At 35.5% G+C, this 21,554-nt stretch carries 24 protein-coding genes; 7 read left to right on the top strand and 17 right to left on the bottom strand.

From position 1 onward, the window contains the following. Positions 1-153: 153 nt before the first annotated feature. Positions 154-1,368, bottom strand: a complete 1,215-nt coding sequence (locus ABX784_RS07025; protein WP_372654191.1) for a DEAD/DEAH box helicase — start codon at positions 1,366-1,368, stop codon at positions 154-156. 173 nt (positions 1,369-1,541) lie between these two features. On the opposite strand from ABX784_RS07025, the gene ABX784_RS07030 reads away from it, so the two are divergent. After that, the gene (locus ABX784_RS07030; protein WP_372654241.1) at positions 1,542-2,975 is read left to right on the top strand and encodes a peptide MFS transporter; all 1,434 of its coding nucleotides are present in this window, start codon (positions 1,542-1,544) and stop codon (positions 2,973-2,975) included. A 47-nt stretch (positions 2,976-3,022) separates the two neighbouring features. On the opposite strand, the gene ABX784_RS07035 is transcribed toward ABX784_RS07030, so the two are convergent. The 5 genes from ABX784_RS07035 to ABX784_RS07055 all read right to left on the bottom strand — a co-directional run bounded on the left by ABX784_RS07035 (position 3,023) and on the right by ABX784_RS07055 (position 6,448). Then, positions 3,023-3,607 carry a hypothetical protein gene (locus ABX784_RS07035; protein WP_372654192.1) on the bottom strand — a complete coding sequence of 195 codons (585 nt, stop codon included), beginning with the start codon at positions 3,605-3,607 and terminating at the stop codon, positions 3,023-3,025. 126 nt (positions 3,608-3,733) lie between these two features. Beyond that, positions 3,734-4,624, bottom strand: coding sequence for a S41 family peptidase (locus tag ABX784_RS07040; RefSeq protein WP_372654193.1), 891 nt, complete (start codon positions 4,622-4,624; stop codon positions 3,734-3,736). Positions 4,625-4,727: 103 nt separating this feature from the next. After that, positions 4,728-5,540, bottom strand: coding sequence for a DUF4437 domain-containing protein (locus ABX784_RS07045; RefSeq protein WP_372654195.1), 813 nt, complete (start codon positions 5,538-5,540; stop codon positions 4,728-4,730). A 98-nt stretch (positions 5,541-5,638) separates the two neighbouring features. Then, entirely contained in the window at positions 5,639-6,151 is a 513-nt protein-coding gene (locus ABX784_RS07050; protein ID WP_372654243.1) for a LysR substrate-binding domain-containing protein, read from the bottom strand. Positions 6,152-6,160: 9 nt separating this feature from the next. Further along, positions 6,161-6,448, bottom strand: a complete 288-nt coding sequence (locus ABX784_RS07055) for a LysR family transcriptional regulator (protein ID WP_372654196.1) — start codon at positions 6,446-6,448, stop codon at positions 6,161-6,163. A 65-nt stretch (positions 6,449-6,513) separates the two neighbouring features. On the opposite strand from ABX784_RS07055, the gene ABX784_RS07060 reads away from it, so the two are divergent. Then, positions 6,514-7,491: a glycosyltransferase family 2 protein gene (locus tag ABX784_RS07060; protein ID WP_372654198.1), complete on the top strand. Its 978-nt coding sequence runs from the start codon at positions 6,514-6,516 to the stop codon at positions 7,489-7,491. A gap of 47 nt (positions 7,492-7,538) precedes the next feature. Here ABX784_RS07060 and ABX784_RS07065 read toward each other — a convergent pair whose 3' ends face one another. After that, positions 7,539-7,910: an HPF/RaiA family ribosome-associated protein gene (locus tag ABX784_RS07065; protein WP_372654199.1), complete on the bottom strand. Its 372-nt coding sequence runs from the start codon at positions 7,908-7,910 to the stop codon at positions 7,539-7,541. A gap of 170 nt (positions 7,911-8,080) precedes the next feature. Next, on the bottom strand, positions 8,081-9,460 hold the full coding sequence (gene mgtE, locus ABX784_RS07070; protein ID WP_372654201.1) for a magnesium transporter: 1,380 nt from the start codon (positions 9,458-9,460) through the stop codon (positions 8,081-8,083). Positions 9,461-9,675: 215 nt separating this feature from the next. On the opposite strand from mgtE, the gene ylqF reads away from it, so the two are divergent. Then, entirely contained in the window at positions 9,676-10,572 is an 897-nt protein-coding gene (gene ylqF / locus ABX784_RS07075) for a ribosome biogenesis GTPase YlqF (RefSeq protein ID WP_372654203.1), read from the top strand. A 23-nt stretch (positions 10,573-10,595) separates the two neighbouring features. On the opposite strand, the gene ABX784_RS07080 is transcribed toward ylqF, so the two are convergent. After that, positions 10,596-11,420, bottom strand: a complete 825-nt coding sequence (locus tag ABX784_RS07080) for an endonuclease (protein ID WP_372654204.1) — start codon at positions 11,418-11,420, stop codon at positions 10,596-10,598. A 116-nt stretch (positions 11,421-11,536) separates the two neighbouring features. Continuing rightward, entirely contained in the window at positions 11,537-11,941 is a 405-nt protein-coding gene (locus ABX784_RS07085) for a hypothetical protein (protein WP_372654206.1), read from the bottom strand. A 214-nt stretch (positions 11,942-12,155) separates the two neighbouring features. Between ABX784_RS07085 and ABX784_RS07090 the strand changes: the two genes are divergently transcribed. Both ABX784_RS07090 and ABX784_RS07095 read left to right on the top strand, forming a co-directional pair. Then, positions 12,156-12,284 carry a hypothetical protein gene (locus ABX784_RS07090; protein WP_372654208.1) on the top strand — a complete coding sequence of 43 codons (129 nt, stop codon included), beginning with the start codon at positions 12,156-12,158 and terminating at the stop codon, positions 12,282-12,284. A 46-nt stretch (positions 12,285-12,330) separates the two neighbouring features. Beyond that, the gene (locus tag ABX784_RS07095; RefSeq protein WP_372654210.1) at positions 12,331-13,224 is read left to right on the top strand and encodes a hypothetical protein; all 894 of its coding nucleotides are present in this window, start codon (positions 12,331-12,333) and stop codon (positions 13,222-13,224) included. 87 nt (positions 13,225-13,311) lie between these two features. Here the strand turns inward: ABX784_RS07095 and ABX784_RS07100 are convergent, their stop codons facing one another. Genes ABX784_RS07100 through ABX784_RS07110 form a run of 3 tightly spaced genes read right to left on the bottom strand, consistent with a single transcriptional unit; the run spans position 13,312 to position 15,384 of the window. Beyond that, positions 13,312-13,881, bottom strand: coding sequence for a class I SAM-dependent methyltransferase (locus tag ABX784_RS07100; protein WP_372654212.1), 570 nt, complete (start codon positions 13,879-13,881; stop codon positions 13,312-13,314). A 42-nt stretch (positions 13,882-13,923) separates the two neighbouring features. Beyond that, a complete protein-coding gene (gene yghU / locus ABX784_RS07105; RefSeq protein WP_372654214.1) occupies positions 13,924-14,778 on the bottom strand; it encodes a glutathione-dependent disulfide-bond oxidoreductase in 855 nt (284 codons plus the stop codon). Positions 14,779-14,790: 12 nt separating this feature from the next. Beyond that, positions 14,791-15,384 carry a TetR/AcrR family transcriptional regulator gene (locus ABX784_RS07110; RefSeq protein ID WP_372654216.1) on the bottom strand — a complete coding sequence of 198 codons (594 nt, stop codon included), beginning with the start codon at positions 15,382-15,384 and terminating at the stop codon, positions 14,791-14,793. Positions 15,385-15,514: 130 nt separating this feature from the next. Here ABX784_RS07110 and ABX784_RS07115 point away from each other — a divergent pair, with 130 nt between their 5' ends. Next, positions 15,515-16,069, top strand: coding sequence for a carboxymuconolactone decarboxylase family protein (locus ABX784_RS07115; RefSeq protein ID WP_372654219.1), 555 nt, complete (start codon positions 15,515-15,517; stop codon positions 16,067-16,069). A gap of 64 nt (positions 16,070-16,133) precedes the next feature. Here the strand turns inward: ABX784_RS07115 and ABX784_RS07120 are convergent, their stop codons facing one another. The 3 genes from ABX784_RS07120 to ABX784_RS07130 form a co-directional block, all read right to left on the bottom strand. After that, complete coding sequence (locus ABX784_RS07120) at positions 16,134-17,450, bottom strand: peptidoglycan DD-metalloendopeptidase family protein (protein ID WP_372654221.1); 1,317 nt, start codon at positions 17,448-17,450, stop codon at positions 16,134-16,136. Between the two features lie 206 nt (positions 17,451-17,656). Further along, complete coding sequence (locus tag ABX784_RS07125; RefSeq protein ID WP_372654222.1) at positions 17,657-18,250, bottom strand: Hsp20/alpha crystallin family protein; 594 nt, start codon at positions 18,248-18,250, stop codon at positions 17,657-17,659. Next, positions 18,231-18,587 (bottom strand): hypothetical protein, encoded by a 357-nt coding sequence (locus tag ABX784_RS07130; protein ID WP_372654224.1) that lies wholly within the window; start codon positions 18,585-18,587, stop codon positions 18,231-18,233. Before ABX784_RS07130 ends, ABX784_RS07125 begins: the two co-directional genes overlap by 20 nt. 353 nt (positions 18,588-18,940) lie before the next feature. Between ABX784_RS07130 and ABX784_RS07135 the strand changes: the two genes are divergently transcribed. Further along, entirely contained in the window at positions 18,941-19,309 is a 369-nt protein-coding gene (locus tag ABX784_RS07135; RefSeq protein ID WP_372654226.1) for a hypothetical protein, read from the top strand. A gap of 56 nt (positions 19,310-19,365) precedes the next feature. Here the strand turns inward: ABX784_RS07135 and katG are convergent, their stop codons facing one another. Next, positions 19,366-21,495, bottom strand: coding sequence for a catalase/peroxidase HPI (gene katG / locus ABX784_RS07140; RefSeq protein ID WP_372654228.1), 2,130 nt, complete (start codon positions 21,493-21,495; stop codon positions 19,366-19,368). Positions 21,496-21,554: the final 59 nt, after the last annotated feature.

Consider the following 21,554-nt stretch of genomic DNA (forward strand, 5'->3'; position numbering starts at 1 on the left):
AAAAACGACGGTACCTACATAGTCTATATATATAAAGATTTCGCTCATAACACTCTCCCTTCTTAGTTGAAAATATTCATTTAAGAAGAATTTATAATTCATGATTATAAATTATAACCTAACTCTCCTTAGTTTTAAGAGAATTAGGTCAATTTAATTTTGTATGGCTTTATTTTTCTTAGGCTTTTTCTTTTTGAAAGGCTTTGTATTTAAAATAGACTCTGCAAGAGGTACCTCTGGAGTAAACCCTTCTAAGTCTCTTCTAGGGATTAGCTCTTGTAGGAGTCTTTCAATGATTTGTAACATCTCATGCTCTTGGGCACTTACGAGAGAAATAGCGCTACCGCTAGCACCTGCTCTCCCCGTTCTACCAACACGGTGAATATACCCTTCAGCTCTTCTTGGTAGGTCATAATTTACAACTTGATATAGTTGATTAATATCAATCCCTCTAGAGATGATCTCTGTTGCAACGAGTATTTTTAATTTCTTATCTTTAAAGTCAGCTAGAGCTTTTGTTCTTGCGGCCTGACTTTTATTTCCATGAATTGCTGCTGTCTTTATATTATTTCTATTTAGATCTTTAACTAATTGATCGGCTCCGTGCTTTGTACTTGCAAAGACTAGTGCCTGCTCCCACTTCTCAGTTCTAATTAAATGCAAGAGAGCATCTGTTTTTTGATCTTGATCAACTGGATAAAGATAGTGCTCTACTTTCTCAGCTGTAGAATTAGAAGTATTCACTGAGATTTCAACAGGATTATCAATTAGCCCTTTAGCAAGTTCAATAACTTCAGGTGAAAAAGTTGCAGAAAAAAGAAGACTCTGCCTCTTCTTTGGAAGTAACTCCATGACCTCTTTAATCTGGTCAATAAACCCTAAATCAAGCATTCGATCAGCTTCATCTAAAACTAAAACTTCCAAATCTCTAAACTTCACAGCATTTTGTCTATATAAGTCTAGTAGCCTTCCAGGTGTTGCTACTAGAATATCTGCGCCACCTCTAAGACTCATCATCTGAGGATTCATCTTAACGCCACCAAAAACAACTTCTGCCTTAAGGTTTAAGTGTTCTCCATATGTAGTGACACTCTCATGAACCTGAGCTGCAAGTTCTCTTGTAGGAACTAAAATTAATGCTCTAACCTGATTGGCATAACACTTCTTACGTACTTTAGATAAGTTCTCTAAGATTGGTAGAGTGAAGCCCGCCGTTTTACCGGTACCTGTTTGAGCTGCCGCCATAACATCTCTTCCAGATAATATAGCTGGGATGGCCTCTAATTGTATTGGAGTTGGAGAGCTATAGCCCTTCTTACTTATTGCTGATTGAATTTGGATCGATAGACCTAGATTTGAAAATTTCATACTCTGCTTATAGCAAAGTAATATCAAAAAGCTAGCGCCAAGTGATTAGTTATATGGTTAGGGTAAAATCTATGAAAAGATGACCTTAATCAATAAAATTTGATACATAGCTATGAGTTTAACGATATAAATATATGTTAAATATTTTAGAAATCTAAATGAGAGAAAGATATATGTGGAATAAATTAAATAAGTCTATGCTGATATGCCAAATGTCATTTGGCCTTTCATTTTATGGGGTTATGGCAATCCTCACCCGCTTTTTCCTAGAAGATCTAAAATATAATGAAGCTGACACTATGATGGTTGTTGGGTCATTCTCATCAATAGGTCCCCTCTTTGCTATTGCTGGTGGATTTATTGCTGACAGATACCTTGGAACATACCGCTCTTTGACAATAGCTTACTTCGCTTTTGCAGTTGGCTATATCCTATTAATAATTGGAGCAATAACAGTAAATATCCCATTGAGTTTAGCCAGTATTGCTTTAGCGAGTTATGCCCGTGGTCTTATGTCACCAAGTTATCCAAGCTTATTTAAGCGTACATTTGATAGCCAGGAGCACTTTGAAAATGCATACCCTATTAACTACTCTATTAATAACCTTGGTGCATTTATAAGCCAGTATCTATTTCCATTATTCATACTAGTTATAGGATTTAGTGGAGGGTTTGTACTCTCTTGCCTAATAGCGACTCTGGCATTTGTTCTTATTATTTACCATCAGAAGTCTTTTGTTAAAATTGCCTCACCAATTGATCAAGCTCCAGTCAGTAAAAAGAACTGGACCATCTTTGGATCTCTTTCAATTGCCATGATTCTTCTCGTGTTCTTCATGTTTTCAAATATTGATGCTGGAAAGAATATAGTTTATGCCATTGGAGCAGGCGCTATTATTTACTTCATAGGGTTAATGGCCAAGACATATCGCTCTGAGGCCATGAAGATGGGAACGATCCTCATTATGACTTTCCTAACGACGGCCTTCTTTATCTACTATGGTCAAATGATGACCTCAATGACACTCGTTACAATTAATACCATGAGAGGAGACTTATTTGGCTTTATCCCGATTGCTCCAGAAGCTGCCATGGCGATGAACCCTCTTTGGTGCATGGTTGCAGGTCCTGTAATTTCTTGGGTGTTCTCTAACCTTGAAGAGCGTAAAATAAATTTAGCAACATCAACAAAAGTTGCATTCTCATTCGTACTAACAGCTATTGCTTTTGGAATTTTGACCTTAGCAGTTAAGACCATTGGAAATGATGTCATTATTAGACCTGAAGTCTTTCTAGCAATCCACTTCTTCCAGGCCTTTGCTGAAGTTATTGTTGGCTCAATGGTTGTTGCCTTTATTCTAAAAGTAGCTCCAAAAGGAATTGAAAACTTCTCGGTAAGTTTATTCTCAGTCTCTATGGCACTAAGTGGAATAGTTGGTGCTGTTTTTTCAACATCTATCGCCTTAGAAAAAGGACAGGAACTTACTCAATCAGTAGTACAAAACCTTTACGGTAGCTATTTTGGAACTCTAACATTCTGGGCAATGGTTATGGTGGGAGTAGCACTATTATCGTCAGTACTGATTAGAAAAATGTTGAAAGAATAGAAATACTACAAGCTCCTATAAAAGAGCTTGTAGAGAATTATTTTGAACTAGTTAATACCAAAGAGCTTACATGCCAACTGAGCTGATTTTTGATTACTAATTAGATTGCTCCAAGAGTCTTCTTCAAGAATATCTAGTAAATCCATAAAAGAAAATACAGGAGCATTTAGCTCTCTAGTGCTCTCCTGAGAGATATTTTCATATAAGAATCTCTGTAATAAATTTGAAACGTCTTTATCTTTTGTCATTCCATTACAGTAGATAGGATCAGCTTTCTTGTCTGAGATTCCATAAACCTCTATCGCCGCAGTCTTAATAAACTTTTCTATTTGTTTAAGCTCTTTTTCAATTTCAGCACTCTTAGTTTTAGTCGTGTGAACGTAGTAAATATTGTTACGTCCTCTATTATAGGCAGCGGCCATCATAGCAATACCTGATCGACTATGCTTTAAGTCAGTGACTTCTCCTGTGAGAGCAACAGATTTACTATTTGAAGACCTGCCAACATTTATAAGGATCTCTTTATTTCTTACAAGGTAAGCATAACTTTCAGAATCTCCCCTCTTATTTGTGAGAGTTGGATATTGCTTTCTTACTTTATCAATTAATTGTTGCATCTTTCCATCACTCATAGAGACTCCTTTAAGGTTTTATATATAGTTAGATGATATTTGAAATAAGGAGCTTTGCCAATTTTAGTAATAATTGAGAGTTGCGAGATGCGACAATTGAATAATAGAGCAATACAGAACTGAAATTTATTTAGTAATCACAGATGAGTTAGGAGTTACACCATGTTGCTCATAAAGACTTCCATCTTCTTGCCAAACGACACAAGTAGCGAAGCTTAACTCATACCTTCCATCGAAAAATGGCTCCGTAATAGGGTCTCCCGCTCCGCCCTTAGTCCTCTCTCCAAGGAGTATTGCACTCTTAGAGAACTTTAAAACTGATGCGACAACCTCAGCTGAGGAGAATGTGTCTTTATCAACGAGAGCTATTAAGTTTTTATGACCAAGATAATCCTCAGCGCTCTCTAGGGGGCTAATATAATCTGTTTTCTTCTTGGTCCATTTTCCAAATCCTCTCTTATAGACAGGTCTTGTAGCATTTGTGTATTGATACTGATAAAGAAATGATTTTGACTTAATTAGTCTCTTTAAAAGATAGCGAGTCTCTTGATCGCCACCTCCTCCGTTTCCACGAAGGTCAATTTTAATATTGCTATAACTTTTTGCTTTTATAGCGTGCTCTTTAAACTCTTTACTAAATCTATCTATAGAGGAAAACTCTTCTGTTTCACACCAAAGAGAGTGGACTTTTATTATATAAGTACTCGCTGATTCAATTTTAGACGTGATACATCTATCATCTCTTTCAACTTCCTCATCTGTAGAAGAAAGAGTTGAGTCCATAACAAGGTGGTAATCTTTCATTTCAGATAAGAGTTTTTTTATTTCAAGAATATTTTCTTCTTTAAATTTCCCGTCATCTACAAACTTTTTAATTTTATCAAGAACAACTAGTTTTTCTTTCTTGTTTACTTCAAGATTAGCATAGCGGTTTTCTAGAATATCAATGAACTTCTCCCCTTCACTTTGAGGAGAGCATGAGGAAATAAAAAGCAGTAGTAGAAGTTTTTTTATCATTACTTTTCAATGATAAACAAGAGGACATTAAATTGCATTAAAAAAATATTTATAAGATATATAATAACCTAAACTTCAAACGTAGAAGTTTAGGTTATAGTATTTATTTAGAAACTTTATAACATCCATGACTACGAACATAGACAATACATTCTTCTTCACTCTGACACTTAATTTTATGAGAATACTTTCCTTCTGAGCTAAAGTGACTTCCAACATCTAGAGAACTAGAAGATTCTCTATGCTTAAGCTCTCCTTGAGTTAAAACGGCCTTAAAGCTCTTTCCCTTACTTTTAATTTTACCAGAAAAACCAGCAGGAAGCTTAATGAACGAACCACTTAAGTCCTTATGCCCCATCTTTCCCCAAAGAAATGCTTGTTCAACTTTTCCCTTAATTTTTGATGATACAGATTTATCAACCCAAACAATATTAGAAGGGTCAACATTTACAGGTCTCTCACCATTATCAAATGCTTCTTTTTTTGGAAGTACTAGATATGGACCTTCTTCAATCTCTAAGTAGGCAATATTAGTTTTACCTTTAGCTGCAGTTATATGTACTTGAGCTTTTGGTTGAGTCCAAAAAGACCCTTTTGGAAGCCACATTCTCTCAGCAGCTGGATCATCATTATGAACACTTCCGCTAAGAACAACTCCTCTATATGTTATATTGTGAATATGTGGAGGAGAGGCAAAACCATCTTTCAACTTAACAAGAAAACCTGTAGCTCCTGTTCCTTTTCTATCTCCCCATAGAGTCCCCGCAGAAGGAGCTTTATCTCCACGTTTTGGATTAAGATAAGTCCAATCAACTTCACTTGCCAATACAATATTAGCTTTAGAAGAAGACGTGTGCTTAGCTGAGCTACAGCCAACAAGAGTAAGTAGTAATATTACCAGAGCTTTTGAATTCATAGAATTATCCTGAGTAGATTTAATATTATAGCAATTATCTCTTCATTATTTTCTATAATAAATAACTATTAATGAATAACACTCATTCCATTTTGGAATTAGTTATAATAGGACGTTGTAAAATCAAGAAATAATTGTAGCTTACGTGGAATATACTCTTGAGCGAGATAGAGCATATAGACATTAGACTTAACCTCAACATTCTCTTTGATAGATAACTGGACTAATTCTCTTTTTTTGATATATCTCTCAACATACCAAAAGGGTCTTAGAGCAATACCAAAGCTATTGATACATAATTGGTTGATAGTCTCTCCAGAGTCAACTTTCAGAGTGGACTCTCCTAGTAGAGCTTTTATGCTTTTTCTTTTCTCTTTAACTAAGTTGTCTCCATGCATAGCAAGATATATAGGAGAATAATCTTTTATCTTATTGAATGATAATGACGTACCATTTTTTTTTGATAGCTTAGGACTCGCGCAAAAAACTAATTTATTCTCTTCTAGCTTTATAGATTCAAAGGCTGAGTTTCCCTCTTTTTCAATTTTTATTGAAATATCATTTGAATTATATTCGACGAAGGAATTAGAGAAATCTAATTCAAACTTAATTAGTGGATATTACTTTGAGAATGCTGCAAGAAGCTTAACGAGTCTTGCATTTGCATAAGTTTCAGGTGTTGATATACGAATTACCCCCTGCACTTCTTTGTCTGGAAGATCTTCATTAAAGATTTCTCCTAATAGTTTTCCTTCATCTAATATTTTCTTCGAATGTTTTAGAAACTTTACACCATGTTCTGTTAATTGAACTGATCTCGTTGTCCTAGTGAATAAGGTCGTAGCAATATTAGCTTCGAGTTGACTAATTTTTTTAGATATATTAGAAGAAAAATTATTTAATATCAAATGAGACGTATCTCTACGGGACTCAACACCTATCATTGTCAAATTTATGATGATAAAGTCATTAGATGATATCAATAATTATGCCTGTTAAAAATGAAGAACGACACCTAGAGAAGCTATTAGATTCAATAGTGTCTCAATCAGAAAGAGACTTTGAGCTTATTGCAATAGATGATCATTCTACAGATAAGTCTTTCAATATTCTCAATAGTTATTCAAATAAAGATTCCAGAATAAAGTTATTTAAAAACCCTGGCAAAGGTATCGTTTCGGCCCTTCAGTTCGCCTACACTAAAACTCAAGGCGAGTACATTACAAGACAAGACTCCGATGACATAATGCCTGAGAAAAAGCTTGAAATCTTATTAAGTATTTTAAAATTAAATGGCAGTGGAGTGGTTGCTACTGGAAAGGTTCAGTACTTCTCTGACAATGAACTTAAAGATGGATTTAAGAAGTACGAGACCTGGCTCAATCACCTATGTGATACAGATTCTCACTATGATCAAATTTTCAAAGAGTGTGTTTTAGTTTCTGCAAATTGGTTAATGCATAGAAGTGATTTCGATAAAATTGGTGCTTTCAATGATGCTATCTACCCTGAAGATTATCATCTTGCCTTTAGATGTTATGAACAAGGTTTAAAGATAATAAGTTCTAAAGAAGTGACTCACCTATGGAGAGATCATCAAAATAGAGCATCAAGAAACTTAGAAGAATATCAAGATCAAAAGTTCTTTCCCTTAAAAGTATTATTTTTCAAAAAGGTATTTGGTACTGAGGACATATGTCTTTGGGGAGCAGGACCCACAGGAAAGAAGCTAGCCAAAGAGCTCATTGCAAATAATATCAACTTTCATTGGGTTACTAATAATAAGAAAAAGATAGGTAAAAATATTTATGGTGTAGATATATATGACTTGGACTCTCTTAAAAATAAGAATAATCAGAGAATTATTATATCTGTAACTCAGAGAGGTTCACTTGAATCTATCAAAAACTATTTAAATGAAATTAACTTTAGTGAGTATTACGAATTTTAAATTAGACCACTTGTTAGTTATAAGTAGCTAACAAGTGGCATATCTATTTAGATATCGTCTTCGTCAGTTTCCACTGACTCTTCAACAATTAAGTCTTTTGGACTTTTATGGTTAGTCATTTTTCCGGCCATACTATCTAAGGCGCGAAGCAGTTTATCTGATGCCATATCAATGGCCTTATATACAGTCTCAGCATCATGACTTACAACTACCGGCTGATGATTGGCCACTCTTGCTTCTAGTAAGCAGTGCTTATCTGCTCCGACTGATTTCTTTCCATTTTTATCTGAGATATGAACTTCAATACGAGTGATCGCCTCTGTGAATCTTTCGAAACAAGCCGTTAGGTTAGACTCTATATAACTGTTAAGCTCAGCACTACCTTCTATATTATGGTCAGTGTTAACTTGAATATTCATAAAAGCTCCTTTAGTTTATTAATAGTCTAAATATTAGTATTTAATATTTAGACATTCATATTTTACTACCAAAGTTCTACTTTTGTCTCAGTTCTTTTTTTCATTACCAGATACTGCACCGCTCACCTAAAGTAGTGCTCATAAGTAGAGTAAATTACATAAGTATTCTTTTACATAAGTAGTTTCGCTAGGCCTAGAAAGCTTAGGAATCCTGCAATATCTGTAATGGTTGTAAGTAGAACAGAACTAGCAATAGCAGGATCAATCTTCAATCTATCTAGGACAAGAGGAATTATTGCGCCAAAGAATCCAGCAAGGAATAAATTTATAATAGTTGATAAAGCTATAACAAGACCTAAATAAGGAATCTTGAACCAAAAATATGCTGTTAGGCCAATGACGACAGCAAAGCATAAACCATTCATTAGAGAGAGAATAACTTCTTTCTTAATTGTACCTAGGGCATTTTCAAGTTCAATATCACCAGTGGATAGCTGTCTAACTGTAACGGTTAAACTCTGTGTTCCTGCATTTCCTCCCATTGAGGCAACGATTGGCATAAGTATGGCGAGAGAAACAAAAGACTGAATTGTTGTATCAAAGTAAGCAATAACACCTGAAGCAGCGATAGCTGTAAAGAGATTTATCCCTAACCATACGGCACGTTTTTTAGCAGATTGAAATAATTTATCGGCCTGCTCCACATCAGAGTTTAGACCAGCGAGTCCAAACATCTCATCTGTTGCTTGATTTTCAATTAGGTCATAAACATCATCAGAAGTAATTCTACCAAGAAGAGAACCAAATTCATCAACGACAGGAATCACAGATAAATTATAATCACTAACCTTCTCTACTACTTCTTTAATATCATCAAAGTGGCCTGCAGAAACTTCTGTTCTCTTAATATCACTTCTAAGAAGAACTGCTTCAAACTTATCACTAGGTGAAAGTAGAATTAGCTCTTCTAGACCTACTGAACAAATATAAATGCCTAAGTGATTAACAATGAAGATAGTTGATAAGCTATCAATCTCACCATTCTTTTTCATTAGTCTAAGGCGGTTGATGGCCTCTTCTATGGTCTCCTCTTGCTTAACAGAAAAGAGCTCACTCTGCATATATGCACCAGCGACTTCTCCTTCGTATGAAATTAGAGACCTGATTATTTTTTGATCTTCTGGATTGATCTTATCAAGAATATCTTCAGCTTTAGTATTATCAGATTCTCGAATATTTTGAAGAAAATCGGCGGCATCATCCGTATCCATTTCCACAGCAATTTTGGCAAGCTTATTTACGCCCCATCTTTCAGAGGTTTCTTCTTGAATATGTGTAGGAAGCTCAGCAATAACATCTGCCAAAAGTTCATTTGGAATTTTATTTAATGTGACAAAGTAAAGCTCTTCATCAAAGTCTCTAACTTCGAGCAACGCTTCCATGATATCGAACGCATGAACATTGGCATCATCCAAGGTATGATCATTAATCATCTTCAAAATATTTGCAATGTGCTTATCTATATCGACATCAATTACTTCAGCATTCATTCTTTATCTCTCACTAAAAAATTGTAACCTACTTCACTTTCAAAAGACTTCTTTAAACATCTGCACTGTAATTAACAATAGTATATAAGAGCAATGTAAAAATAACTTATTATAGCATTTTATTTTATCCCCTAGCCTCTTCGGCAAAATCATCATCCTCATCATCAGTACTGGTCGAACCTTGTCTCTATGCGCAACTAGTGTTAAAAATATTTATGACTAAAATAACTCCAGACCACAATGACAAAGAATTCCTAGATCGTATCAACTGGCTTCCAGGCCATATGATTAAATCCATTGCAGATATCAAAAAGAATTTAAATTCAGTAGATATTATTGTTGAAGTAAGAGATGCAAGAGTACCTCTTGTTTCAGGTAATAAAGAAATTTATAATATATCCCGAGATAGGCCTTACTTAGTGGTATTTAATAAAACTAATTTAGCTGACCCAAAGGCAGTGAAACTTTGGGAGAGCTGGCTCAAAGAACAGAATGAATCATTTATATTCATTAATGCCCTAGATAAACAGTCTATCAATAAGATCGTAAAGCTCTCAAAAGATATTGTTGCTGCCAATCGACTTAAGTCTAAACAGACCCACTCAGCAAAGAAAGATATGTCCATCATGGTCTTTGGTCTACCCAATACTGGAAAATCAACAATTATAAATAAACTATCAAATAGAAATGCCACTAAAGCTGCGGCCACTCCAGGACAAACAAAAATAAAGCTATGGGTAAAAACTGATAAGGGTATTCAAATCCTAGACACACCAGGAGTGATGCCACCTCAAATTGAGCATCTTGACCACGCTATGTGGCTATCTGCCATTCACGCAATACCTGACCATATAATCACTCCAGAATACTCTGCATGCTTTCTTGTAGAGCATTTATTAAAAACTCAATCTCAAGACTTTAAAGAGTTTTATAAGTTCGACACTCTTGATCTAGATCTTGTGAGTGCTATCGAGCATATTGGAAAAAAGAGAGGGTGTATTCAGTCTGGTGGTGGTTGCGATTATGAGAGGGTCTATAAGCTTGTTCTAATTGATTTTAGGAGAGGTTCGCTTGGACTAACAAGTTTTGAACTGCCACCCATAAAAGAGTAGCAGCTTAAGACTTTTATAACTTTCTAGTTAACTTCCCAAATTGCCATTACCCACTCAGGATGATCGATGAAAGGATTACGGTTCTTTTGATAGTTACAAGCAGCATCGTTTCTAAGTCTCTCGTGCTCACTAACAGGATCCTGCTTATGCCACTTTAAAAGTACGTTTAAAAACCATGTTGAATATGTCTGCTCATATGAACCATCTGTCATAGGAGTATCTTTAAATCTAGGTATGTCACTTTCGTAACGAACAGCAAAGTAAAGCATTGCTCTAGCAATATCACCTTTGAATTCATCAATAGGCTCAAATACAGTTCTTGTATAACCAGGACTTTTACTATTTCCTAACTTAGATCCGTTCTCTGAAGTCCATCTGGCCTCTACAACTTCACCAAAAGGATAAGACCCTCTCATTCCATTCACTTTTCCATCTGATGGATAAACGTGGAAGATATCAGACTTCATTGGTCTTCTCTTGCTAAAAAGTCCTTGAGGAAAAAGGTGCTCACGATTATAGCAATCACCCTCATTCTTATATTGACCACAAGATCTTCCAGAAGCTCCATATACATATGGGTCACGTCCTGTAGGGTTCTCAGAGTACATATCCAATAAAGAGTTGTCGGCATCATAAGAAGTATCGCGATCAGTTTTCTTATAGGCGTTTAAAAGAGCACCATAAGAAATACTTCTATGAGTCTTGCTGAGATGACTAGATAGCTTAGACTTGAAAGCGTATCCATCAAGGTTAGTATTCAACCCTTTGTAGTAACCATTTTGATTACAAGTAGCAAAGGTTGTTCCAGATAGTAAAACGAGTAGTGTGATGAGTTGTGTTTTTTTCATGCAAAAAAGGTATCGAAGAAAAAACGTGTTAACAACCAAAAGATCAAACTTTTTCTAATATTTTTAATTAGTCTTACTTAAGCTTTCATTTCAAAGACAATGCGTCAAAACGACGATTATTTAAGCCTATTTAGTAGCTTCATAAAAATAGAAACACCAACTCCCCAAACGCCGTTCAATAAAAGCCCGAAAGGAATCATTGCTAAATTTACTTCAATTCCTTTTAGAGGGAAGACAATTAAGAAAGCCACGGCCGTAGGTCCAAGGGCCCCCAATACAAAACTTTTAACCCAGTGCCGTACACCTATAGATCTTGAGATCATTTTCCAAATGATAATACCCCAAAGACCTCCAAAGAATGAAAGTGAAACAACACTTGGTACAGACAAGAATCCTACAGGGTTTAGATTATAAGGCGCTCTAGGAATAATTCCTGCGAGATAAAATAGTCCCAAAAGGCCTTGGTGAAAAACAAGTGTAGATATGAATCCAGATGCGAATGCTTTTAAATGAGTAATCATAATTATCTCTCTATTAGTCTTTTATTAACTCAGCTTTAATTTATTCTACCCTATTAGCCATTATAGCTTTAGTACAAAGTAGAAAATAACCACAATTTTTATACAAACCTCACAAAAAGGCTCCTAAGAGACTAATAATATGCTTTATTTACTACAAATTCATTCCACACTCTTGTCACACTTCCCTGCCACAATAGGTCAAAGAGAGGATGAGATGAAAAGAAAGATAAAAATAATCGCAATAGTTCTACTGATGGTTCCATCGCTGAGCTTTGCTCAACAGCAACCAAATAACGATCAAAAGGAGAAAATGGAACCCTCATTAGCAATCTCAAGACGATAATCTTGGACAAAAGTGGGATGAGAAATATCTTCAGAATGAAACTATTGTGACACTGATCAAGGAAAGACTTGAGAGTATCTCAATGGGTGGAAAAACTGAAGGTAGACCTCCATCAGGAGATAATAATAGACCACCTAGAGGAGGTGGTCAGAAGCCAACAGATGAAATGATTACAAAGATGTTAAAACCTAAAATCCAAGAAGTACTTTCTGATAAAGACTTTCTAGCGTCTTTAGATAAGATTATCACTAGAGCACCAGAAAAGTCTCAGAAGGAAACAGAGGACAATATTACTTGCGTCCCACAAAACTTTAATGAGCACAAGCAATCAGTTAAGAACATCACAGACCTTCAAGCTGCAGTTGATGAATCTATAAAAAAAGCTCTCAAGGATCCTGAACTACGTAAGCAGTTAATCTCAAGTATCAAAGAAGAATTAACAGCTGAAGAAAGAAGAGAAATAGAAGGTAAAGATCGTAAAGGAAGAAATCCTAAGGAAGAGGATGAGAAAGAGGAAAGAAAACCAAGATCTTCAGACTCTAAAAGTACAGCTTCTCGAGAAGAAGAAAGGCCTTCTAGATCAAGCCAGATGAGTCGTCCTACAAACACGTACTCAACTAATAGTTATAGTAATATGCCTACTAAAAACTCTATGCAACAAAATACTCAGTCCAGTAGTGGATTTGGAAACTTCATATATGGATCTACCCCACTCTCTTCAGGAAGCTCTATGACAGGAAGTAACTCGATGTACGGAAATTCTGGTTACTCAATGATGGGTAATAATTCAATATATGGAGGAGCAGGTTATTATATGATGAACAACAATTCAATGTACGGTAACACTGGTTACTCAAGCCTGAGTAACAATTCAATGTATGGAGGTTCAGGTTATTCTATGAACGGTAACTCAATGATGAGACCACCAAAATTTAATTAGTAAGTTCAATCGCAATTACCAGTATACAACTCTACTTAATTGAGGCCTAGTTCATCCAAAATAAAAGTAAGGTTGTGTACTGGTATTCTACTTAATATTTTTTAAAAGAATATTAATCCACTTTTCATCACTACTCTCCCTCACATCATCAGTAATCCAACTTTCTAAAATTTTCAAATCAGAAGGTAGTAAATCTTCTAGAGATGACAGCGTTTGATCATTAAAGAATCGTCCACTTCTTTCTCCTTCAAACTCTCCATACTTAAATGAACAATAAAAAGTCCCTTCAGACTTAAGAAGATTTTTTATGATTAAAAATGTTTCTTTAAGCTCTTTAGTATTTAGGTGTAATAGAGAAGCGCATGCCCAGACAGCATCATAGACATCAATATCATCGAACTCTTGAATACTGCAACGAAGGACTGTGCAATTAGAGTAGTTTCTAGCAAACTCAGCAAGCTCTCTACAGGGTTCAACACCAATAGCATTGTGCCCAGAGTTCTTAAAGAATTTAAGATCCCTACCTGGGCCACAACCAATATCTAATATCTTTGAATTATCTTTTAAGTGCTCAGTGAATTTTTCATAGAGATCTGAAAGATCCAAATTCAGTGTATTTTCAATAAAGGAATTTGCATTTGTATTGTAGTAGTCCATAGACTAATTCTACATTAAATAGAAATTCCCATCAAATATTGACTAGAAGTCGAGTCTAACTCCATCAAAATCTGCGCTGCTATGTCTCTCAGGAACTTGTTGATCTTCAGCACCCCATGAACGATTAACAAGACGTCCTCTAAGGACTGCTTTTCTAGTTAATAACTCATCTGACCATCTAATTATATTTTTATACTCATCAACAGATAAGAACTCTGCCGCATCGTAGAGCTCCCCTTTAGCCAGTATTCCGTACCAAGGAAAAATCGCCATATCTGCAATAGTGTACTCATCCCCGGCAATGAATTTATTTTTTTCTAAATGTTTATCTAATACATCTAACTGTCTCTTAGTTTCCATTGTAAAGCGATCTAATGGGTATTTAAACTTCTCTGGAGCATAAGCATAGAAGTGACCAAAGCCTCCTCCAAGATACGGAGCACTACCGACTTGCCAAAAGAGCCAATTCATCATTTTTGTTTTTGTTGCTAAGTCTTTAGGAATAAACTTATCAAACTTCTCTGCTAGGTAGAGTAAAATTGATGCTGACTCAAACACTGAGATTGGATTTCCATTATTCTTATCTAATAGTGCTGGAATTTTTGAATTAGGATTAATTTCAACAAATCCACTAGAGAACTGATCACCCTCTCCAATATTTATTAGAAATGCATCATACTCAGCTTCTGAAATCCCTAACTCTAAGAGCTCTTCAAACATTATAGTAACTTTGACACCATTTGGAGTTCCAAGAGAGTATAACTGAAATGGGTGCTTTCCTTCGGGAAGAGCTTTCGTTTCTCTTGCTCCTGATGTTGGTCTATTTATACTTGAAAATTTACCGCCATTTGCTTCGTCAAATGTCCAAACCTTTGGTGGTACGTATTGTTCACTCATAGTATTCCCCTATTATTTCTCTATTGATTTTATGAACTTAAGAAAGATAGTAATTGGACTCATTAAGTTTTCCGATGTCTCATGATTTCGAGACTGGACTCTCAAGCCTTGAAAAAATGTCATGAAGTAATTAGTTAAACCTTCAGCAGAATAACCTTCTACAACTTTATTGTTTTCAACGTAATGAGAAAAGAAGTTCAATTTCACTTTTCTAACCTTGTCACAAAGTAGCGCAACCTCACTATGTAATTCAAGCTCATTCGCATTTAGTTCAACTATTGAGTTAGTTAAAAAACACCCGCAGCTTAAACTATCTTTATCTGCAGTTATAAAAGTGTCAGTTAAGAGTTTTTCTAAATTTGTTGATAATTTATTATTTACATCGAGATATCCGCTCATGACTTCAAGAGATTTCTCTACATAGAAATTTATTGCACTTAAAAATAAGGCCTCTTTATTTCCAAAAGCATTGTACAAGCTTGTCTTTGTTAGCCCTGTGACCTCAGAGAGCTGATCTACTTTCGTTGCAGAAAAGCCGTGTTTCCAGAAATGTGAAGACAGCTGTCCTAGAACATCTTCTTCATTAAATTGTCTTTTCTTTCCCATAATTAGTCCCTTACAAAAACTGCTTGACTTAATTGTACTATCGGGTACATTAAAAGACAACCATATTGTACTAACTAGTACATTAAATAGTACTGACTTCATAATTTCAGTACATTACAAAGGAATTATTATGACTAATTTTACTCTACACACTATTGAATCTGCACCAGAAGCAGGAAAGCCCCTTTTAGAAAAGTCTCAAGCAGCCTTTGGAATGCTTCCAGGGCTCCACGCTGTGATGGCAGAGTCACCTGCTCTTCTTGAGGCCTATCAGGTGGTTCATAACTTATTTGCCAACTCTAGCTTTGATAAGGACGAGCTAACAGTCGTATGGCAAACGATTAATGTTGAAAATGAATGTCACTACTGTGTTCCGGCGCACACTGGAATTGCAAAGAGTATGGGGGTTGATGATGCGATCACAAATGCACTTCGCGATGAAACGCCACTACCGAATCAGAAGCTAGAAACACTTAGAGACTTTACTTTAAGTATTGTTAGAGATCGTGGAAATGTTGATGAGACTAAAATTCAAGCTTTCCTAGCGGAAGGATTTACGAATCAAAATATCCTAGACATTATTCTTGGATATTCTCAAAAGATTATGTCTAACTATACAAATCACTTAGCTAAGACACCTATCGATGCACCCTTTCAAAAGTTTGAATGGAGTAGAAAAAGATAATATTAATATTAATTAAGAAGAACAGGAACTGAATTAAAACTTCAGTTCCTTTATTAAATACTTTCTATTCAAAAATTTCTTCAAAAGAACTTAGATCATCCACAGCACTTGGTCCTCTAATATTATCTAAGTTGGCCACAAGGTATTTAGAATTCTTACTTACCTGTAGATCAGCCAGTGTTCCCTTGATCATACTAATTTGATTCTTCAGACTAGTAAGACGATCGCCACTAAGTTTAGGTGTTGCAATCATTCTCTTATTTAATGGATTCATCCATCGTCCATTTGGCTTTTTAAAACCAAAGTGAAGATGAGAACCAGTAACTCTACCTGTTGCACCAACTCTTCCTATAACTTGGTGAGATCTCACCCAATCACCAACTTTAACGCTACGTCTAGAGAGGTGATAATAGTAAGAAGTAGATCCATCTTTATGTTTAATTCCGATTTTATTTCCTGCAAATTTATTAAAGTTTGAAATAACAACCTTTCCAGAAGCAACAGCGTGAACTCTCTCCCCCGTTCTTCCTCTAAGGTCGACACCTCTATGCATGGCCCTTCTTCCTGTCACTGGATGTCTTCTCCAGCCGTAACTTGAACGAACATGTAGTCGTGAAAGAGGATATCTTAGACCTGAATTAATTAAGGCCTGACCATTTTCAGTATAGTGAGCTGTATAAGTAGAGCTTTTCTCTTTGTCTTCATAGAAGAATGCATCGTGAGTTCCCGCTCGAACTCCACTATAAGAAGTAAATAACACTTTCCTTCCTACTGTCTTATCTCCGTGCTTTCTCTCGCTAAGAAGTACTTTATATTTATCCCCTTCTCGGGCATTCATTCTAAAATTTACCTTACATAGAAGGACATTTACGATTTCGCTAACAGTTGCTCTATCCAAACCATCTGTAATAAGATCATGCTCTAAACTTGAACCAGAGCGAAGTTGACCTTCTAGAACTCTTGGCTGCCAATAAGTTTCTAAAACGTCTAGCTTATAATCCCAGTCACCAGTTTGATTATTTAAGGTAACGACATGAGTTTCAACTTCATTTTGAGAAAATGAAAAGTTAACTAATTTCTTATTTCCATCAAATGTTGCAACTAACTTATCGCCTGGTTTAAGTTTTGAGAATTCAATTTCATCTTGGAGCTTATTTACTAAAACAAGTGCTTGCTCACTATCAATTGATACATCTTTCAATGCTTGATAGAGACCTTGTCCTCTTTTTACTTCCCCTTTTTGAACTGTGCGAACAGTAGAAATTGGTCTCAAAGGAGTTAAAATGGGTCTTTCCACAACGGCCTTAGGCTGAGAACAGCTGTAGAGGCAAGTAGAGAGTGTAAGCAGTAATAAAGTCTTAAAAATAGTGGTTTTAGGCATAGATTTTTATCGGATTATTAAGCTGATTGCTTAAGGGAAGAATGGTTGTTAATGATTAATCTTAACCACTTAAATACCTTAAAACAAGTAAGAATAGACTATAAAAATCCTAGACAAGGCTATACTAAAATTAGTGAGTAAAAATACAGGCTATGGCAAAGGGGGAAGCTTCATTTAAATAGAAAATCTCCCTTTGCCACGATCACTTAAGTTCTAATTTTAGGGAATTTTATTATCACTTTATTCTCGTCAGTATCAATTTTTGCATCACCCTCTTTTACATTCTCTGGAACATTGAAGCTTCTAGAGAATCTGGATATATAGCTAGACATTGAGCGGTAATTTAATGAATGATCAGACTTATTTTCACCCATCTCTCCAGAGATTGAAACAATTCCATTTGAGATACTTATATCAATAGTATTTTCTGCCATTCCTTCAATATATAATTCAATATATTTATATTCATCATCTTCGAACTCTTGCACCTGGATCTCTTTACTTAAAAGCTTATTTTCCCAATTAAAATTAAAAATATCTTTACTAAAAAAATCATCTGAAAAAATATTATTGTAAGATTCATCGAACCGCTTTCTCATCTGCTTATGAATTTTCTCCATTCGAGAAAATTGATCTGAAACAAGAGTATGCACATGACTACTCTCCACTCCATGAAAAGGTTCTTTCCTATTATTTAAAATATCCTTAGCTTGAGCATAACCGTTAGAAAAGTAGATGTCGCCTCCACCTAAAGCGAAAGAAAAAATAAAAACAAAGATTTTACTCTGAAGTAACTTCATAATTATCCCCCATGACTAATTGTTTATTCCTTGGATATAAATTTATAGAACTTGTTGATTCAATTAACTTTGGAATTAACTTCTCAATAGTATCTTCTATAGAGCGTCCTACAGAGTTAGATACTCCATATTTTTCACCGATACATATAAGTGCTTCTGCATAGAAAAGCCCTCCACTACTATAGAGGTAGAGAGAGTTCCTTGGGTGCGAATATAAAATTTCACTAATAGGTTCTATTAAGTGCTCAAAATTACTTTCTTGATCACCGCTTATTTCGATATTAAATATCGTTACATGGTCATTTATTTTAAAGACAGATTGAAGAGAATTAATCATTTGTACTCCTATCTAAAAGACAGAGAGTACTCAAAACAAATATAAAACTAGACTCTCTGCGACTTATTCTTAAGGCCAATAATTATTTATTTTTTCTCAGATCCCTAGAATATCTCTAGGAAATATCTATATTAAAATAATGATATTTTTTAAAAAAATGTCAAGAGTTTGAATAAAAAAAAATGACTTAACCTTGACGTTAAATATTTCATTACTAATTTAAACTATATAAGTAGTGAGTTTTCTAAATTTCAGTAACTTATATTTTATGATAGTTACTACTGCTAAAATATGTATTGAATGAATAGTTTTATAAAAAATAAATTTCTTAACTACGTAATCAAGGAGGTAGTATGTTAAGAGAAAGAGACATAGTGATCTCACCTGGTTCCCATGTTAATCACTTTGGTATTTCAATGACCAAAGATCAGTACAAAAAAATCCAAGAAGGACTAGACCTCTTACTAGAACGTTGTCCATCAAATTCATCCATGGAGCTAAACTTCAAATTCAAAGAGAATTCTTCCCTACTTGGAACTCTTTCTATCAATTCACTTACTGAGTCTTTCTATTCTGAAAAAACAGAGATGACTCCACTGTCTTGTTACAAGTTACTTGAAAGTGATATTGATCGCCAGCTTGTTGACTGGAAAAGTAGGAGGTTTAACAAAGAGATTTATGGCCACAAATTAAATAGCTATAGATATGATAAGTTAGCCTAATTGAAATGACTGAAAAAGACTGAGGGAGCATTTGCTCCCTCAGTTTAATAATTTTTTTAGTAACGTCCAAGATTCATAACTTTATCCCAAGCAGAAACAAAGTCATTTATAAATCTCTCATCTGAATCTGAAGAACCATAAACTTCAGCTATCGCCCTTAGCTCTGAGTTTGATCCAAATATTAAATCAACTCTTGTAGCTGTCCACTTTAGCTTACTAGTCTCTCTATCATATCCTTCAAAAGTTTCATTATCGTCAGTTAGAGGCTTCCAACTTGTACTCATATCTAAAATATTTTTGAAGAAACAATTTGTTAACTTTCCAGGAGTACTAGTTAAAACACCATGTTTAGATTTATCAAAATTAGCGTCAAGAACGCGCATCCCTCCAACTAGAGCAGTCATCTCTGCTGCTGTTAAACCTAAAAGCTGTGCCTTATCAATTAATAAATGCTCTGCAGGAACTGAAAAACTAGTCTTTAAGTAATTTCTAAACCCATCTGCTTGAGGCTCAAGAAATGCAAATGACTCCACATCTGTCTGTTCTTGACTAGCATCCATTCGACCTGCTTTAAAAGGTACTTTTACACTATGTCCTGCATCTTTAGCTGCCTTTTCAATCCCAGCACAGCCAGCAATAACAATTAGATCAGCAAGAGAAACTTCCTTTTTAAAACTCTTCTGAATCTTTTCAAGAGAAGAAAGTACTTTAGATAATTGAGCTGGATTGTTAGCTTCCCAGTCCTTCTGAGGGGCCAATCTTATACGAGCTCCATTTGCTCCACCACGCATGTCAGAACCTCTAAATGTTGAAGCTGACGCCCATGCAGTTGAAACGAGTTCAGAAACAGATAGTCCAGAAGAAAGGATATTAGACTTAAGTTCCTCAATATCTTTATCACCGATTACTGTTCCTGTTGAGCTAGGGATTGGGTCTTGCCAAATCAGCTCTTCAGTCGGAACCTCTTTACCAAGGTATCTCTCCTTAGGTCCCATATCCCTGTGAGTAAGCTTAAACCATGCTTTAGCAAATTCTGAAGCAAACTCTTTAGGGTTTTCGTAGTATCTTTTAGCAATCTTTGCATAAGCAGGGTCAAACTTAAGAGCTAAATCAGCTGTTGTCATCATTGGCCTATGTTTTTTGGAAGGATCATGTGCATCTACTACCATGTCCTCGTCATCGATATCTTTTGGACTCCACTGATGTGCTCCTGCAGGACTCTTAACAAGTTCCCAGTCATACTTTAAAAGAACTTTTAAATATCCATTATCCCACTTTGTAGGATTTGGTTTCCACGCGCCTTCAAGTCCACTTGTAATTGTGTCTCCACCCTTTCCTGACTTATACTTATTTTTCCAACCAAGCCCCATCTCTTCTAATGGTGCTCCCTCCGGTTCTTTCCCTAAGTTCTTGTCACTGGCCGCTCCGTGAGTCTTACCAAAAGTATGACCTCCAGCAACTAGTGCTACAGTCTCTTCATCATTCATCGCCATTCTAGCAAAAGTTTCTCTGATGTCTCTTGCAGAATCTACTGGTACAGGTTCTCCGTTTGGTCCTTCTGGATTTACGTAGATAAGGCCCATTTGAACAGCTGCTAGAGGTTTTTCTAAATCTCGATCACCACTATAGCGCTTATCTCCAAGCCACTCAGCTTCATCTCCCCAGTAAATATCTTCTTCAGATTGCCAAACATCTTCACGTCCTCCGGCAAATCCATATGTTTTAAATCCCATTGACTCTAAAGCACAATTTCCAGCTAAGACCATTAAATCTGCCCAAGAAATTTTCTGTCCGTATTTTTGTTTGATCGGCCAGAGAAGACGTCTGGCCTTGTCTAGGTTTCCATTATCAGGCCAGCTATTTAGAGGTGCAAATCTTTGACTCCCACTACCTGCGCCTCCACGCCCATCAGATGTTCTATACGTACCAGCACTATGCCATGCCATACGAATAAATAATGGACCATAGTGTCCGTAATCAGCAGGCCACCAGTCCTGAGAAGTTTTCATTAAAGTAATAATATCTTTTTTAAGAGCGTCTAAATCAACTTTCTTAAATTCTTCCGCGTAATTAAAGTCTTTTCCGAGTGGATTAGTCTTTTCAGAGTGTTGTCTTAAAATATTTAGATTAAGTTGGTTCGGCCACCAATCTTGATTTCTAGTTCCTTGACCATTTCCTTTGCTCATTAATTCCTCCATAAATTTCTATATCTTGAAGGCAATTGTACATCAGAGAAATTTTTTAG

This window comes from Halobacteriovorax sp., from assembly GCF_041587335.1.
Classification (GTDB): domain Bacteria; phylum Bdellovibrionota; class Bacteriovoracia; order Bacteriovoracales; family Bacteriovoracaceae; genus Halobacteriovorax.